Annotated in this window: 14 protein-coding genes; 2 read left to right on the top strand and 12 right to left on the bottom strand. The window is 60.8% G+C overall.

The features are described 5' to 3' along the window. Window positions 1-11 precede the first annotated feature (11 nt). Both N4T19_RS12065 and N4T19_RS12070 read left to right on the top strand, forming a co-directional pair. Complete coding sequence (locus N4T19_RS12065) at window positions 12-1,346, top strand: short-chain fatty acid transporter (RefSeq protein ID WP_116926446.1); 1,335 nt, start codon at window positions 12-14, stop codon at window positions 1,344-1,346. A 238-nt stretch (window positions 1,347-1,584) separates the two neighbouring features. After that, complete coding sequence (locus N4T19_RS12070; protein ID WP_116926447.1) at window positions 1,585-2,583, top strand: Bug family tripartite tricarboxylate transporter substrate binding protein; 999 nt, start codon at window positions 1,585-1,587, stop codon at window positions 2,581-2,583. An 84-nt stretch (window positions 2,584-2,667) separates the two neighbouring features. On the opposite strand, the gene N4T19_RS12075 is transcribed toward N4T19_RS12070, so the two are convergent. From N4T19_RS12075 to N4T19_RS12130, 12 genes are all read right to left on the bottom strand, one after another. Then, window positions 2,668-4,701, bottom strand: a complete 2,034-nt coding sequence (locus N4T19_RS12075; protein ID WP_260718188.1) for a PhoX family protein — start codon at window positions 4,699-4,701, stop codon at window positions 2,668-2,670. 226 nt (window positions 4,702-4,927) lie between these two features. Next, window positions 4,928-5,809 (bottom strand): class I SAM-dependent methyltransferase, encoded by an 882-nt coding sequence (locus N4T19_RS12080; protein ID WP_116926550.1) that lies wholly within the window; start codon window positions 5,807-5,809, stop codon window positions 4,928-4,930. Window positions 5,810-5,814: 5 nt separating this feature from the next. Then, window positions 5,815-6,444, bottom strand: coding sequence for a DUF1415 domain-containing protein (locus tag N4T19_RS12085; protein ID WP_260718189.1), 630 nt, complete (start codon window positions 6,442-6,444; stop codon window positions 5,815-5,817). 197 nt (window positions 6,445-6,641) lie between these two features. Further along, the gene (locus tag N4T19_RS12090; protein WP_182345850.1) at window positions 6,642-7,841 is read right to left on the bottom strand and encodes a deoxyguanosinetriphosphate triphosphohydrolase; all 1,200 of its coding nucleotides are present in this window, start codon (window positions 7,839-7,841) and stop codon (window positions 6,642-6,644) included. A 25-nt stretch (window positions 7,842-7,866) separates the two neighbouring features. After that, window positions 7,867-8,976: a 3-dehydroquinate synthase gene (gene aroB, locus N4T19_RS12095; protein WP_260718190.1), complete on the bottom strand. Its 1,110-nt coding sequence runs from the start codon at window positions 8,974-8,976 to the stop codon at window positions 7,867-7,869. Between the two features lie 40 nt (window positions 8,977-9,016). Continuing rightward, entirely contained in the window at window positions 9,017-9,574 is a 558-nt protein-coding gene (locus N4T19_RS12100; RefSeq protein ID WP_260718191.1) for a shikimate kinase, read from the bottom strand. Between the two features lie 115 nt (window positions 9,575-9,689). Then, window positions 9,690-11,249, bottom strand: coding sequence for an Ig domain-containing protein (locus tag N4T19_RS12105; RefSeq protein WP_116926452.1), 1,560 nt, complete (start codon window positions 11,247-11,249; stop codon window positions 9,690-9,692). 21 nt (window positions 11,250-11,270) lie between these two features. After that, window positions 11,271-13,355 (bottom strand): type IV pilus secretin PilQ, encoded by a 2,085-nt coding sequence (gene pilQ / locus N4T19_RS12110; RefSeq protein ID WP_409935105.1) that lies wholly within the window; start codon window positions 13,353-13,355, stop codon window positions 11,271-11,273. 32 nt (window positions 13,356-13,387) lie between these two features. Beyond that, window positions 13,388-13,933: a pilus assembly protein PilP gene (locus N4T19_RS12115; RefSeq protein ID WP_021026119.1), complete on the bottom strand. Its 546-nt coding sequence runs from the start codon at window positions 13,931-13,933 to the stop codon at window positions 13,388-13,390. A gap of 8 nt (window positions 13,934-13,941) precedes the next feature. Continuing rightward, window positions 13,942-14,616: a type IV pilus inner membrane component PilO gene (locus N4T19_RS12120; protein WP_182343528.1), complete on the bottom strand. Its 675-nt coding sequence runs from the start codon at window positions 14,614-14,616 to the stop codon at window positions 13,942-13,944. A gap of 8 nt (window positions 14,617-14,624) precedes the next feature. Next, entirely contained in the window at window positions 14,625-15,227 is a 603-nt protein-coding gene (locus N4T19_RS12125) for a PilN domain-containing protein (protein WP_116926456.1), read from the bottom strand. Next, window positions 15,224-16,303, bottom strand: coding sequence for a pilus assembly protein PilM (locus tag N4T19_RS12130; protein ID WP_116926457.1), 1,080 nt, complete (start codon window positions 16,301-16,303; stop codon window positions 15,224-15,226). The genes N4T19_RS12125 and N4T19_RS12130 overlap by 4 nt, the downstream gene beginning before the upstream one ends. Window positions 16,304-16,585: the final 282 nt, after the last annotated feature.

Genomic DNA, 16,585 nt, shown 5'->3' on the forward strand with positions numbered 1-16,585 from the left:
AAGAGACATTGATGTCAAAAATCACCGCTTTTTTCACCGAGCTGATGCGCAAGTATCTGCCCGACCCCTTCGTGTTCGCGATCCTGCTCACCTTGCTGACCATGGTGCTGGCCTTTGCCGTGGAGAGCCGGCCCATCAACCTGGTAGTGCAGGACTGGGGCAAGGGCTTTTGGAGTCTGCTGGCCTTCACCACCCAGATGGCGGTGATTCTGGTGATGGGCTATGTGCTGGCCGCAGCGCCGGTGGTGGACCGTTTCCTCAACCGCATCGCGGCCCTGGTGAACACGCCGCGCGGCGCCATCATCATGGCCACTGTCGTGGGCTGCGTAGGCAGCTACCTCAACTGGGGTTTTGGTCTGGTGATTGGCGGCATCATGGCCAAGAAGCTGGCCCTGCGCGTCAAGGGCGTGCACTACCCGCTGATCATCGCCTCGGCCTATACGGGTTTCACGATGTACAGCCTGGGGCTGTCGGCCACCATCCCGGTGCTGATCTCCACCAAGGGCCACAGCTTTGAAAAGCAGATGGGCATCATCCCCTTGAGCGAAACCATCTTCTCGCCCCACATCCTGCTCACGGCCCTGGCCGTGCTGATCGTGCTGCCGCTGATCAATGCAGCGATGCACCCCAAGGCCGGAGAAAAGGTCACCGAAATCAGCCCTGAACTGGCCAGCAACGAAGAGGCCAAGGGCGCGTCGGCCGCCAACCTGTTGGGCGATGAAAAGACCTTTGCCGGCCGCCTGAACAACAGCCGCATCCTGAGCTGGCTGATTGGCCTGACCGGCATGGCCTTCGTGGCGATGCACTTCATGCAAAACGGCAGCCTCGATCTGAACATGATCAATTTCTTCATCCTGTTCCTGGGCATCTTGCTGCTGGGCACGCCGATGAAGTATGTGGAAAAGGTCAATGAAGGCGTCAAGACCATTGGCGGCATCATCCTGCAGTTCCCGTTCTACGCCGGCATCATGGCCATCATGCATGCCTCGGGCCTGGTCGAATCGATCGCCCATGTGTTTGTGAGCTTCTCGACCGCCTACACCCTGCCGCTGTGGGGCCTGGTGAGCTCGTTCTTCATCAACTTCTTTGCGCCCTCGGGCGGCGGCCACTGGGTGCTGCAAGGCCCGTTCATGATTGAAGCGGCCAAGACCCTGGGCGCATCGCAGGCCCACACCGCCATGTCGGTGATGCTGGGCAATGGCTGGAACGACCTGGTGCAGCCTTTCTGGATCCTGCCGGCGCTGGCGCTGTCCAAGCTCAAACTCAAGGACATCATGGGCTACACCGTGGTCTCGATGTTTGTCGTGGGGGCCATCTATATCGGCTCCTCCCTCTTCTGGCCATAAACGCCGCTAACACAACCCTTGATACGTCGTTGCCAAGCCTTGTCTTACGCCTGTAATGCCTGCGGCTTGACGCCTCGTCGGGGGCGCCAAGCCTCAATCGCAAACCTGCGGTTTTCTGGGCCGTGTTAGCGGCTCAGAACAACAGGCCCGGCCTTCCCTTCCTCCGGCTGTCACGCGAGACCCCACAAGCACTGACAAAACAAGTGGCAGCCTTTTTCACTTTGCTTTGGAGATACCCATGAACACCATCCGCCTCAACGCCCGCCGCACCGTGCTGCAAGCCATTGCCGCTGCCAGCCTGGGGGCAGCCCTCATGCCTGCTGCCTTTGCGGCAGAGGCCTTCCCCAACAAACCCATCACGATGGTCGTGCCCTTTGTGGCCGGCGGCACCACCGACATCCTGGCCCGCATCGTCGGCCAGTCGCTGGGCGAGGAGCTGGGCCAGCCAGTCATCATCGACAACCGTGCCGGAGCCGGTGGCAATATCGGCGGGCAGTTTGCCGCACGTGCGCCTGCTGACGGCTACACCATCTTCATGGGCACCGTGGGCACCCACGCGATCAATGAATGGCTCTACAAGAAGATGCCCTTCAGCCCCAACAAGGACTTCGCGCCGCTGACCCGCGTGGCCAATGTGCCCAACCTGCTGGTGGCCAATCCCGCCCAGCCTTTCAAGAACGTCAAGGAGCTAATCAGCTACGCCCAGGCCCATCCCGGCCAGGTGAACTTTGGCTCCTCGGGCAGCGGCAGCTCCATCCATCTGTCCGGTGAGCTGTTCAAGATGATGGCCAAGGTCGACATGATCCACATCCCCTACAAGGGCAGCGCGCCGGCCGTGACCGACCTGCTGGGCAACCAGATTGCGATCATGTTCGACAACATGCCCTCGGCCATCCAGCATGTGCGCTCGGGCAAGCTGCGCCCGCTGGCCGTGACCACCGCCAAGCGCTCGCCCGAGCTGCCCGATGTGCCTACCGTTGCCGAAGCGGGCGTGCCGGGCTACGAGGCCACCTCCTGGTTTGGTCTTTTCGCCCCCACCAAGACGCCCGCCGATGTGCAGGCCAAGCTGCATGCCGCGATCATCAAGGTGTTGCAAAAGCCTGACGTGATCAAAAAGATTGGTGACCAGGGCGGCGAAGTGGTGACCGAATCGCAAGCGGAATTTGGCAAGTTCATCGCTGCTGAAAACGAGAAGTGGAAGCAAGTGGTGAAGACCTCGGGCGCGACCGCAGGCTGATTAACACAACAAGCGCCCAAACCAAAGCCGCCGACCCTGGATGCCCAGGACCGGCGGCTTTTTCTATGCAGCGCGGCTAAAGTATCAGACGCCGATCGGGCCGCCGTCCACCTTCTGGATCACCACCGTCGACGAGCGTGGGCGCACCTTGCCATCGGGCGCGCGGGTGGCATCGGCCGTGCCATAGGCAGGCCAGTTCACCGGGTGCTGGATGTTGAGGAAGATGCTGGTGTGGTCGGGGGTATAGGCAAAGCCGGTGATCTCGGCCTCGTTGGGGCCGACAAAGAAGCGGCGCAGCTCGGCCTGGTTGGCCGCATTGATGACCGGGCCCGTGCCCTTGGCATCCTTCATAGCACCGGGCACCACGGCCAGCATCTGGTCATTGGTGGCCTTGGCGACGGCATTGTTGCGGCCGCCGTCGATGCCGTTGTCGGTCTGGATCCACAGAATGCCGCGGTCATCGAAGGCAATGCCATCAGGGCTGGCCAGCTGGTTCATCTCGGTCAGGCCCGAGCGGTTGGTGTCGGCATTGCCCGCCGCGTCCGAGCCGAACACAAAGATATCCCAGCGGAAGGTGTTGGCGCCGGCATCGTCGTGCCAGCGCACGATGTGGCCGTTGACATTGTTCAGGCGCGGATTGGCCGGGTTGGTGCCGCGCTCGGCATTGCGGCTGGTGTTGTTGGTCAGGGTCAGGTAGACATCGCCATTGCTGGGGTGCACAGCGGTCCACTCGGGGCGGTCCATCGGGGTGGCACCGACAAAATCCGCCGCGCCGCGCGTGTTGATCAGAATGGCATCGATATTGCCAAAGGCCTCGCCCAGGCTGCGGCCGTCCTTGCCCTTGGTCGCCGGAGTCAGCGCCAGCCATTCGCCCTTGCCTTCGGCATCAAAGCGCGCCACATACAAGGTGCCCTTGTCCAGGTACTTGTGGCCCACGGCAATGCGGTCGCTGCGCTCGGCATCCTTGGGGTCCCACAGCGCTTCGGACACAAAGCGGTAGATGTACTCAAAGCGCGAATCATCGCCGCTGTAGAAGGCCAGCGGCTTGCCAGCCACCGGGATGCCGTAGGCGGCGCCTTCGTGGGCAAAGCGGCCCATCGCGGTGCGCTTGGTGGCCGTGCTCCCGGGGTCATACGGATCGATCTCAACCAGGTAGCCAAAGCCGTTGACCTCGTTGCGCCAGTCCTGCAGGCCGTCGGTGCCAGTGGCAGTGATGTTGAAGCGGGCAAATTCGCCCTGCTGCTCGCTCGCGTCGCCCGCTGCGGTTTCCCACTGGTAGCGGCCCAGCTTGGCCTGCACGCCCACGCGCTTTTGCGCGGCGGTTTGCTCGCCAGTGTTGACAAAGCAGGCCGCCCAGTTTTCTTCGGCGGTGATGTAGGTGCCCCAAGGCGTGGTGCCATTGCCGCAGTTGTTGTTGGTGCCGCGCACTTGGCTGCCGGTGGTCGAGAACGGCGTCTTGACCCAGTCGGTTCCTGCCACGGGGCCGGACAGGTTCATCGGCGTGGCCGAGGTAAAGCGGCGGTTGTAGCGCGAGTTCTGGATGATCTCCCACTGGCTACCCTGCTTGCGCACATGCATCACCGCCACACCATGGGCGTTGATCTCCTTGCGCACTTCTTCTGCCGGGCGCTTGCCGCCCACCGAGGTGGGGCCGTTGGGGTGCAAGGCCTTTTCGTCGATGTACTCGTGGTTGACCACCAGCAGGCCTTCGCTGGAGCTGTCTGCCAGCGGGAAGTAATGCATGCCGTCATGGTGCATGCCGGTGGAGTGCAGCAGGTCTTGCGAGGTGTTGCGGCCTTCATTGCTCCAGGGCGCGGCCTGGTCGTTGAGCGGCGTGCCCCAGGCACCGATGACCGAGGCCACATAGCCGGCGGGCACCACGCAGGCGTCCGTCATCGAGTTGGGCAGCGAGGCAAAGCCGAGCTTGACGGCCTTGTCATCATCGCCATCGCCGCCGCCACCACAGGCGGAGATGCTCGCACCGGCAAACAGCGCCAGGGCCGAGCCCAGGCTGCCGCGCATCACCAGGCGGCGCGACATATGCGTTTCAAGGATGGTGCTGAAAGGGGTGTTGCCTTCCGTGTTGCGGACGACTTTGTCGGAAATGGATTTGCTCATCGCTGGGACTCTCCTGATGGTGGGACTGCCTGAGGGAAGGCCCAGTCTAGAAAGCAGAAATGACGGCTCCATGAATATCCGATGACGTCACGGCGCCGTCATGGAAGCGATACGTTTGTGCGTTATAAGCCGGCAACGAAGGCCAGCGCCAAGGCTGCTGGCGGGCGCTACCAGGGCTTTTGGTTCAGCTCCCATCACTCCCGCCCAGCCCAGCTGATGCCAATGTTCAATCCATCCGGTAGCGATGCTGCAAGGACTGGTCCAGACCGAACTCGACCAACAGCTGCTGCAGCCGCTCGGCCGCAGCACGTTTTTTCTGGCCCGTGTACTTGGCAAGGATCAGCTCGTTCTTCATGCTGTGTTCCCAGCCGACCAGCTCGGTGACGGTGACCTGGTAGCCCTGGCTTTCCAGGTAGAGGCAGCGCAGCACATTGGTGATCTGGCTGCCCATCTCGCGCGTGTGGATGGGGTGGCGCCAGAGTTCTGCCAACGGAGTGCGCGACAGGCTCATGGCCTTATTCTGGCGCAGGCAGGCCGCCACTTCGGCCTGGCAGCAGGGCACCAGCACCATCGCGCGGGCCTGCTTTTCCAGGCCAAAAGCAATGGCGTCATCGGTGGCGGTATCGCAGGCATGCAGTGCGGTGACCACATCGAAGCGCTCGGGCACCGCATCGGTGCGGGTCGAATCCGCGACCGACATGTTGAGAAACGACATGCGGTCAAAGCCCAGGTCGGCGGCCAACTGCTGCGAGGCCTCGACCAAAGGCGCACGGGTTTCGATGCCGTAGATATGGCCACGGCCCAGGTTCTTGAAAAACAGGTCGTAGAGGATAAAGCCGAGGTAGGATTTTCCCGCGCCATGGTCGGCCAGGCTGACCGGGTGGTCCTGCGCCGACAGCTCGGTGAGCAAAGGCTCGATGAACTGGTAGAGGTGGTAGACCTGCTTGAGCTTGCGGCGCGAATCCTGGTTCAGCTTGCCATCGCGCGTGAGGATGTGCAGCGCCTTGAGCAGTTCAATGGACTGGCCGGGCTTGAGCTCCAGCTGCTGGGCAACATCGGGGGCGGCGGGCTTGGTGGTGCCACGGCCTGCGGCGCGCGGTGCTTTCATCGTTTTCATTCCTGGGCCTTGTCGCTGGCAGCGCCTGGGTGTGGAAAGGGGCAGCTCGGGCCCACGCCCAGGTCGAGCCAGCCCTCCAGGCCCAGCGCATCGAGCGTGTCCATGTTCTTTTCGTAGATCGCATCCGCCTCGGGAAAGGCCTCCACCGCTTTGTCGATGCTCTCCTCGCGCAGCAGGTGCAGGATCGGGTACGGCGAGCGATTCGTGCAGTTGGTCACATCATCGATGGTGGTGCCCTCGAACTGGAACAGGGGGTGGAACGAGGCCACCTGCAGGATGCCGCCCAGATCCAGCTCTTCGATCATTTCGTCAGCGATCTCCAGGAAATCATTGAAATCCAGAAAATCATGCAAAGCCTGGGGCAGGATCAGCAAGGTGGTGTCTCGCTTGTCGGGGTTGGCTTCGGCCAGCGCTTCGAGCTCGCGGTGCAGGTCGTGCGCGACCGCTTCGGCATCCTGCGCATCGCTCACCACATAGTGGATCTGGTCCTTGACATGCACGCCCTTGGCAAAGGGGCAAAGGTTCAAACCAATGACGGCCTTTTCCAGCCAGTTCACGGTGTCGGCGATCACCACTTGGTGCAAGGCCTCATCCGCAGGCGCGGGCGCAGCATGGGTATCGGTCATCGTGGGGCTTTCTGGTGGAGTTATGGGTGGCCAGCGGGGGCTGTCTGCGGGCCTTCACCCTGCAAAGGGGCGGGCGCTTGGCGCCAGAGCGGCGCAGGGCCGCAGGCGGCAGAGGCTGACGCTGGGCCTGCCATTGTAGCGAGGCTGGCTTTGCCACCTGCCGCGCTACACCATGCCCACCGTGCCGGGGCCCGCCATCAGGGCACCAGAACGCGCTGGCCCGTCAGGCGTTCATGCTCTCGCAATGCATAGCGGTCGGTCATGCCGGCAATAAAGTCGGCCACCACGCGGGCGCAAGCGACTTGCTCCAAACCGGCCGCACGGGCGGCAAAGCGCGGCTTCATCTGCGCGGGCTCGGCCAGGTAGATGTCAAACAGCTCGCGCACGACGACCTTGGCTTGGCCCGTGGTCTGCACCACCTGCGGGTGGCGGTAGAGGTTCTTGAACAAAAAGCGCTTGAGCTCGGCCGACTCGGCCGCCATCGTGCTGCTGAAACCGACCAGGGCGGGCAGCTGGCGCACGGCATCCACATCGGCCGGCTGCGCGGCCTGCAGCCCAGCGCTGGTGTGGCGGATCACATCGTAGATCTGTTCGCTGAGCATGCGGCGCGTGGCCTCATACAGCCATTTGCGCTGCCAGCGCGGCTCCTGCAGTTGCGGGTACTCGGCCAGTGCCTCCTGGGCATAGCGGGCAAACAGCGGCACGCCCATCAGCTGCTCCAGGCTGATCAGGCCCGAGCGCACGCCGTCGTCCGCATCATGGGCGTTGTAGGCAATCTCATCGGCCAGATTGGCCAGCTGGGCCTCAAGCCCCGGCTGGTGGCCCAGCAAAAAACGCTGACCCACACCGCCGGGCTCGCGCTGCACCAGCTGGCGCGCGTGTTTGGCCGAGCAGTGCTTCAAAATGCCTTCCCGGGTCTCAAAGCAGAGGTTCAGGCCGCTGTAGTCCGGGTAGCGCTCTTCGAGCGTATCGACCACGCGCAGGCTTTGCATATTGTGCTCAAAGCCGCCAAAGTCCTGCATGCAGGCATTGAGCGCATCCTGGCCCGCATGGCCAAAAGGGGTGTGGCCCAGGTCATGGGCCAGGCAGATCGCTTCGGTCAGGTCTTCATTGATACGCAGCGCCCGCGCCACCGAGCGGCCCAGCTGCGCCACCTCGATCGAGTGCGTGAGGCGGGTGCGAAACAGGTCGCCCTCGTGGTTCAAAAAGACCTGGGTCTTGTAGACCAGACGGCGAAAGGCGGTGGAGTGGACAATCCGGTCGCGGTCGCGCTGAAACGCGCTGCGCGTGGGCGCGGCTTCTTGCGCATGCAGACGGCCCTGGCTTCGGTGGGAGAAGCAGGCGTAAGGCGCCAGGCCCAGCTCGGTCCAGATCTGCTGGGACTCGGCCGGCTGCATCAGCAGCGAGGGACGGTCCATCCAGTCAGGCCTGTACTGCGCCGGCGCAGCACAGGTCGATGACTTCGCGCACCAGCGCATCGGGCGCCTCGCGCACCACCGCCTTGCCGGGGCCATCGATCAGCACAAAGCGGATCGCGCCGGCCTGGGATTTCTTGTCGTGGCGCATCAGTTCCAGATAGCGGCCCGCGTTGTCATTGGCATCCAGCACAGCACCGCGCACCGGCAAACCGGCACGCGCCACCAGGGCACGCAGACGCTGCACAAAGGCCGCATCGACCAGGCCCAGACGCTGGGACAGCTCGGCAGCCATCACCATGCCGGCGCCCACGCCTTCGCCATGCAGCCAGACGCCATAGCCCATGCCGGCTTCGATCGCATGGCCAAAGGTGTGGCCAAAGTTCAAAATGGCACGCAGGTCGGCCTCGCGCTCGTCCTTGGAGACCACATCGGCCTTGATCTCGCAGCTGCGGCGCACCGCATGGGCCAGTGCGCGCTTGTCGCCGGCGATCAGCGCAGGCATCTCGGCCTCCAGCCAATCCATAAAGGCCATGTCCGCAATCGGGCCATACTTGATGACTTCGGCCAGGCCAGCACTCAGCTCGCGCGCGGGCAAGGTGTCAAAGGTGTCCAGGTCACAGACCACCAGCTGGGGCTGGTAGAAGGCGCCGATCATGTTCTTGCCCAGCGGGTGGTTGATGCCGGTCTTACCGCCGACCGACGAATCGACCTGCGACAGCAAGGTGGTGGGCACCTGCACAAAGGGCACGCCACGCATAAAGCTGGCAGCGGCAAAGCCGGTCATATCGCCCACGACACCGCCGCCCAGCGCAAACAGCACCGTCTTGCGGTCGGCGCCGTTGTGCATCAGTGCATCAAAGATGCCTTGCAGGGTTGTCCAGTTCTTGTGGGCCTCGCCATCGGGCAGTACCACCAGCTCCACCTTGGGGTAGTGGGGTGCCAGCGCAGCCTGCAGCTGGCGGGCATAGAGCGGTGCCACCGTGTCGTTGCTGACGATCAGCGCCTGCGAAGCCTTGGGGCAGTGCGCAAAGGTGTCCGCCTGGGAGAGCAAGCCAGCAGCAATCAGGATGGGGTAGGAGCGGTCGCCCAGATCAATATGAACAGTGTCGGTCACAGGTGTTTGCGTCGGAAAGTTGTACGGTTTCGCCCGCCCATTATCGGGGAGTTGCCAGATTCGCGCCCAGCTGCGGCACCAAGCCGGCAAGCTCGGCCTGCATGCTGACCTTGCGCATCACCTGGCCGGTGCCGCAACGCAAGGTGTCTATCGTGAAATGCGCCGTCTCTTCGTACAGGGCCGCACGCACGGCCAGCAGGTCCTTGAGGCGCTTGAGCGTGTCATCGCCTTGTAGCAAAGGCCGTCCCGTATCGTTGCGCAGGCGCCGGGCAATGTCTTCGGGGCTGGAATGCAGGTAGAACACTGTTGTGTGGGCATGCAGCACCGCGCGGTTTTCTGGCCGCAGCACCGCGCCACCCCCGGTGGACAGAATGCAGGCCCGCTCCCGTGTCGCGAGCGCGGCAATCACCTGGGCCTCGACATCCCGAAAAGCCTGTTCACCCTGGGCCGAGAAGAATTCCTTGATCGTGCAGCCCAGCTGCGCCTCGATCACATGGTCGGAATCGACAAAATCCACACCCCAAAGGCGTGCCAGCTGCCGGCCGATGGTGGATTTCCCACTGCCGGGCAGCCCAATCAAACACACGGAAGGTGCCATCGCGCTAGATCCTGAAAACGGACTGCACATGATAGGGCAATGGCGGGCATAAAAAAACCTCCGGGGGTGCCGGAGGTTTTTGGGCAGACCCGGTCAGGGGTCTACATCAACGCGATCAGGATGTCGCGCCGGGCGTTGGTGTCGTTGGCGTGCAGGTGCCAGCTGTGTCAGTGACACGGAAGGTCACTTCTCGACTGACCGAATTGGTCGCGTTCTTCGCCGTTACAAACATGCGGTAGGTAGCTACATCTGCACAAGTCAAGGGTGCACCCGACGCGATGCGACCAGTCGTGCCTTGACCCACCACTTGCAACCAGCTAGGCGCACCTTCCAGAACCCAGGTCACATTGTCACCAGTCGCGGAGAAGGTGTAGGTGTAGGAGGTTCCCACTTCCACAGAGGCAATCGGGCAAGGCGAAGTGGACGAGCCGGTGCAACCGTTTATAGTGAAGGCAACTGGGTTGTCTGGCAGGTTACCCACTACGGTCAGCACCAGGGTTTGACGTGCAGTAGCGCCGTTGGCATCGCGCACATTCAGCACCACGGTGTATGCGCCAGGGCCCTTGACATTCGGTGTGCCGGAAATCAGGCCATCCGAGCTCAGACTCAGACCTGTGGGCAGGGTCGAAGTGGTGGACCACAGGAAAGGAGCAACACCACCTTCTACAACCAGGGCATGAGAATAGGGCTCGGCATTCTGCACCGTCTGGGCCAATTCTGACTCAGGAATGCTCAGTGCGCTGGAGGCAATCGCATGCACAACGGGAATCACAGCGTACTGGGTGATGGGTTGCTGGATGCCATTGGTCAGGTCATTGTCAGCGCGGTCGACTGTCAAACGCAGCAGCAGGGAGCCCGAAGCAGGACCGCTGGCCACGGAGAACTGGCCTACGCCATTGACGGTGCTGATCTGGATAGAGCCACTGTTGGTCTGGCCACCGGCCAGCAACCTGGCGCCGTCGGATGCCGCATTGGGCACAATGCTGACCTGCAGGTTGGCATTGCCCGAGCTGCTCACGGGCTGGTCATTGTCGTTCTTGAGGATCGCCTGCACCACCACGCTGTTGGGGATGTTGTTTACATTGTCACGCGAGCCGACATAGGAGGCATCCTTGGTCAAAGTGACTGTCGCAGGCGTTGCGGTGCTGCCGCCGCCAACCTTCACGGTTGCGCGGTCGGTGTAGACCTTGTTGTCACGCGGATCGGTCACGCTGCACTGTACGGTGACTTCTCCGGCAATGTCGTGCGAGATGATATGGAACGACGCACCACCGGCGTTGGAGCCCAGGGTGATATTGCGGTAAGCACCTGGAACCTTGACAGTCCCGGTTCCAGATGGAATCTCAACGGTATGCTCATCCTTACCATCCAGGTAGTAAAGCGCGCCGGAGTCCAGACCCGAGGTGATGTTGCAGGAAAAAGCCCCGTCTTCTTGGTTTGGAATGGGATTGCTGCCTGCGTTGGCCTGGATGTACAGGGTCGACATGTACGGGTAGTAATCACCATTGGAATAGCCCGGCAAGCTACTTCCAACATTCACTGGCACTGTTGTCTTGGAAGACGTCAGCTTGATGCTGTACTGCAGTTGCGCTTCACCACCGCTGCCACCACCGCCACCGCAGGCGGCCAACAACAGCGGCGCCACCAGCACCAAGGGCTTCAACAAATTTCTCATAACTCTCCCTGTCTATCTTAATTAACGCATTTCACCGCGGTCTGAAATCATCTTCGGAGTGATGAACACCAGCATCTCGCGCTTTTCCGATTCACGAACATTGTTCTTGAACAGATTGCCCAGCACCGGCACATCGCCCAACAAAGGAATCTTGTTGGTAGTCTGTGTCTCCGATAGCTCGAAAATACCGCCAATCACCACGGTCCCGCCATTTTCCACCAAGACTTGGGTCTTGATGTGCTTCGTATCAATGGCAGGGCCTGCTGTCGTGTTCGCACCTTGGGAATCCTTGGAGACATCCAGGTCCAGAATGATGCTGCCTTCAGGGGTGATCTGGGGCACCACTTCAAGCTTCAACACCGCCTTTTTGAATTCCACCGTGGTCGCACCGTTTTGTGCAGAGTTCTGGTACGGGATTTCCGTCCCTTGCTCGATCAGCGCCTTGGTCTGGTCGGCCGTGATCAAGCGTGGGCTGGAGACAATCTTGCCCTTGCCATCAGCCTCCATCGCCGACAGTTCCAGCGACAAAAAGCGGTTGGCCGCCGAATTGAAAATGGACAGCGCAAATGTGCCGCTGCTCGCCCCTGTGGACAGTGCTGCAGCCGGCAGATTGACGAAGTTACCGTTGGAGGTGTTAGTACCACCCATACCCGTGGTTCCCACCGCATTGTCATAGCTGGTGCCAAAGCCCACGCGGTTGCCGCCCCCAATGCTGTAGCCACCATCACCCCCATTGGCAGCGCGCATATCGCCACCGCCCAGGCGCACACCCAGCGCGCGGCCAAAGGTGTCGCGCGCCTCCACAATGCGCGCCTCAATCAGCACCTGGCGCACGGGAATGTCCAGGGTCACGAGCAGGCGTCTGAACTCTTCGAGCTTGGCAGGGATGTCCGTAATGAACAGCTGGTTGGTGCGAGGCTCGGCAATGGCCGAACCACGTGCGGTCAAGAAACGGCTTTGCGTACCGCCGGTTCCACCCCCACCGCCGGAATTGCTGGTAATTTGCTTGAGCAACTCAGTCGCCTTCGCATAGTTCAGCTGGAACGACTGGGTCTGCAGCGGCGTCTTTTCCTCAAGCTTGGCGACCGCATCAAAGTCCTTCTGGATGCGCTCGTCGATTTCATCCTTGGGCGCAATCCACAGAACCGTGCCGGACTTGCGCATGCCCAGGCCCTTGGCATCCAGGATGATCTGCAAGGCTTGGTCCCAGGGCACGTCTTTCAAACGCAGCGTCAGCGCGCCATTGACGGTGTCCGAGGTCACAATATTGAAGTTGGTGAAGTCGGCAATCACCTGCAACAGCGAGCGCACTTCGATATTCTGGAAGCTCAGCGACAGCTTTTCACCCGTGAAGGTGCCCGATGAACCCAGCTTGTTCGGATCAGTCTTGCGCTGGCGCACTTCGACGACGAACTGGTTGTCGCTTTGGTAGGCGCTGTGTTCCCACTCACCCGCATTTTTCAACTGCACAAACACGGTGCTGCCAGACTGGCGTGCCGAGATCATGCCCACTGGCGTGCCAAAGTCGGCCACATCGAGCCTGCGGCGCAGCGCCTCGGGCAGCAGGGTATGCTGCAACTCCAAGGTCAGGCCATCGCCTTGCTTGGAGATATTCACGCCCACCTTGTTGTTCGGCAACGTGATCACCAAACGGCCCGCTCCATCGGTACCACGGCGGAAATCCAGATCCGACAGCGGCTGCGAATAGTTATTGCCGTCTTCGGCAAACTGGGTGTTTTGCGCATTGACGCTGGCAACCGCCTTGGCAGCGGGCTCCAACGCCACCAGCAAGTCATTGCCGCTCACTTCGGTCTTGTAGCTGGTGCTTTCCTTGAGGTTCAGCACCACACGGGCCTTGGTGTCCGTCTCCACAACATTCAAGGAACGCAAATTGCCTTGGTTGAGCTCTACCCGGTTGCTGGGCATCGCGCTTTTGAACCCTGGCAGGTCCAGCACCACGCGTGCGGGTGATTGGATGCTGAAGGTTTCGGGCAAGACCAGCGGCGCACCGTCGGTCTCAATCTTGACCATCTCCACGCCATCGCGCACCAGGGTCGAGACTTTGTTGATACGCCCCTGTGCCAGCGCCCAGGATGGCAGCAGCATGGCCATCAAAGGGATAAGTACACTGAATTTCTTCATTTTTTGGCCTCCTGCAGCTCGAGCACTGCATCTCTCTCTATCCATTCACCCACACCATCTTGCACAATCTCCCGCAGGGTGATGGCGCTGTCGCTGATGCTTTTTATCTTTCCGTAGTTCTGGCCCATGTACATGCCCTTGCTGACCTGGTAGATCAGGCTATCGGCCTTGACCAGCGCGACGTCCTGCGCGCCCTTTTTCAAGAAACCCACCATGGAAATGGTGTCGAGCGGAAACGACTCAAGCTGCTCTTTGCGCCGCGCACGCTCGGGCGCCACCAGTGCATCCGAGATGGTTGCTGGTGCGTTTGGACTGCCACCCAACAGGGCTGCCAAGCGTTCCTTGCTGAAAGGATCAAGCGTCGCACTGGCCAGATAGCCTTGCGGCACGAACTCTTTGGGGGCGCTGATGGGCTTGACCGAAGGTCGGGTGCTCGCCTGCTCCTGCTGCATCCACTGCTGCAGGTCGTCGCCTTCGTCACTGCAGCCTGCCAGCAGCGACACCGCCAGCGCAGCGCCTATCCATTTAGACAAAGTATGCATATCCCACCCTACTTCTTCCCTTTTTGTTTGGACTTCGCAGCTTGCTGCTCTTGGAGTTCCTGCGGATCCAAATAGCGGAAGGTTCTGGCCGTGGCATTCAACGCCAAGGTAGCGCTGTCCTTGCTGGCAGGCGCCAAAGCGATATTGTTCAAGGTCACGATACGGGAGAGATTGGCGACATCGGCCGCAAAAAAGCCGATGTCGTGGTACTTGCCATTGACCTTCAGCGTAATCGGCAACTCCGCGTAATAGTCCCTCACCACCGTCTGACCTGGCTTGAACAGGTCAAATTGCAAGCTGCGACCAATACCCGCCTGGTTGATATCCGACAGCAGCGCTGCCATCTCCGCTTTGCTGGGCAGTTGCTTTTCCAACTGGGTGACATACTGCAAAACCTGCTCGCGCTGCTTGCGCAGCGCATCGAGGTTGACGGCCTTGCGCAAACGCGTTTTGTAGTCTTCCTTGAGCTTGAGTTCCTGGGCCTGAGCTGTCGTCAACTCGTCTTCAAAACTGCTCAGATAGGCATACCAGCCCAGGCCGATCACCACGGCTGCAATAACCACCAATAAAACCGCACGCGGTGCAGCCGGCCAAACAGAAGGATCCTTCGGATCGAGATTTTGAAACTGGCGCTGAAAGCCTTGCAGCGCCTCTCCCACCTGTATATTTTTTTTCGTTGCCATGGTCGCCTTTATTTTTTCAGCGCCTGCGCGTTTTGGGCCTGCTCTACATCGCTGGAGCGCATCAGGCCAAAACGCAGGTTGAAGCCAGCGACACGCTTTTTCTCACGCGCATTGACCTGGGTGGTGGTGCCGACCACCTCGACCAGTTCGGGCTTGGACAGCCAGGGCGTCTTGGTCGCCAGGCTGTTGAGCAACTCGGACACCCGTTCATTCGATTGGGCGATGCCCTGGATCTGCACGGTCTGATCTTGCTGCTTGAGACTCTCGATATAGACACCATCGGGCAGTTGCAGCACCAGCTCATTGAGCAAATGCACCGGCAGATTGCGGTCGGACTGCAGATCCTCCACCGCCTTTTGCCGCGCCTTCAGCGCAGCAATTTCTGCATCGATCTTGGCCACATCGGCGATCTTGACATCCAAGGCCTTGATCTCGCGCGTCAGCAGCGCATTGCGCTGGCCTTGCAGATCGATCTTGTACTGGTAGAACATGTACACGGCACCGCAGACCAGCGCTCCCACCAGGGCAGCGGCCACCATCGATGCCTGAAAGCTCTCTTTGCGCTTCTTGCGCGCAGCCTCGCGGTGGGGGAGCAGATTGATCAAGATCATGCTGCATACCTCCGCAGTGCCAGACCGCAGGCGGTGAGGTAGGTGGTGAAGTCCTTGCTCTTGGCTCGGGACCGCACGGCGGCATCCATCACCATGTCTTCAAACGGGTTGGCAGCAGATGCGGCAAAGCCGGTCGCATCGATTACCGCATCCGTCAGGCCGCTCAGCACCGCAGAGCCGCCCGCGAGCAGGATGTGGTCAATGCGGTTGTGCGGTGTACTCGTAAAGAAAAACTGCAAAGCGCGGTTGATCTCCTGCCCAATGCTCTCGACAAAGGGCTTGAGAACAACCTGCTTGTAGTCGGCGGGCAAATCACCGCCGCGTTTTTTCTGCTCGGCCTCTTCTTGCGAGAAGCCGTACTGGCGCATGATCATCTGCGTGAGCTGGCCCCCGTTGAAGGACTGGTCACGCTCATAGATCACCTGGTTGTTGTGGATGATCTGCAGGAAGGAGGCGTTGCCACCGATCTCAAAGATGGCGATAAAGGCATCCTTGCCTTTGCTGGGCATATTGCCAATCAAGCGCCGGGCCGCCAGCGCGGTGGCGTTGGACTCGATCTCCAGCACGACGGGCTTGAGGCCTGCCGCTTCTGCCAGGCCCTGCCGGTCTTGCACCGTCTCCTTGCGGGCAGCCGCGATCAACACGTCGACGTCCCCCACCGAATTGGAGGATGGGCCGATGACGTAGAAATCCAGATTCACCTCATCGAGGGAAAATGGTATGTATTGGTTAGCTTCTGATTCAACTTGAAACTCCATCTCGAGCTCGGAGAGCCCCGATGGAAGCACGATTTTCTTCTGAATCACGGCAGAAAGCGGCAACGCCAGTGCCGCTTGCTTGGTGCGCGTGCCACTTTTTTTGACCAGCCGCCGCAAGGAATCAGCGACTTCGTCAAAACGCTCGATGCCCGACTCGGTGACCCAGCCAGGCTCCAGCAGCTCTTGTGCACAGCGCTCAACAATGAATTGACCGCTGCCGCTCCTCCCCAGTTCAACCAACTTGATGCTCGACGCGCTCACGTCTATCCCCAAGAGGCTAGGCGGCTGGCGTCGGAACAAAGATCCCATTGAGACCAAGATGGGCTCCTCCCTAATTTGCTCTATATTGAGCTACAAAACTTAACACCCCCTATGAATGCTATCAGCAAGATAGTCGCGCAGCAAAGAACCACCGGCTCCCAGACCCAATTCGTTGTCAAAACAATACGATACAAGGGATACATTGGACGCAGCATGACATTTGTCACAAGCTAATTCAAAACCGGCGCGAACCCCATCCCAGGCAGCCGCGTGATAGCATCCCCTGCTTATGCAAGCTCCTCTCGACGGTCTGACCCCATGAATCCAGACGCTCCGATC

It is taken from the genome of Comamonas squillarum (assembly GCF_025309455.1).
Lineage (GTDB): Bacteria > Pseudomonadota > Gammaproteobacteria > Burkholderiales > Burkholderiaceae_C > Comamonas > Comamonas squillarum.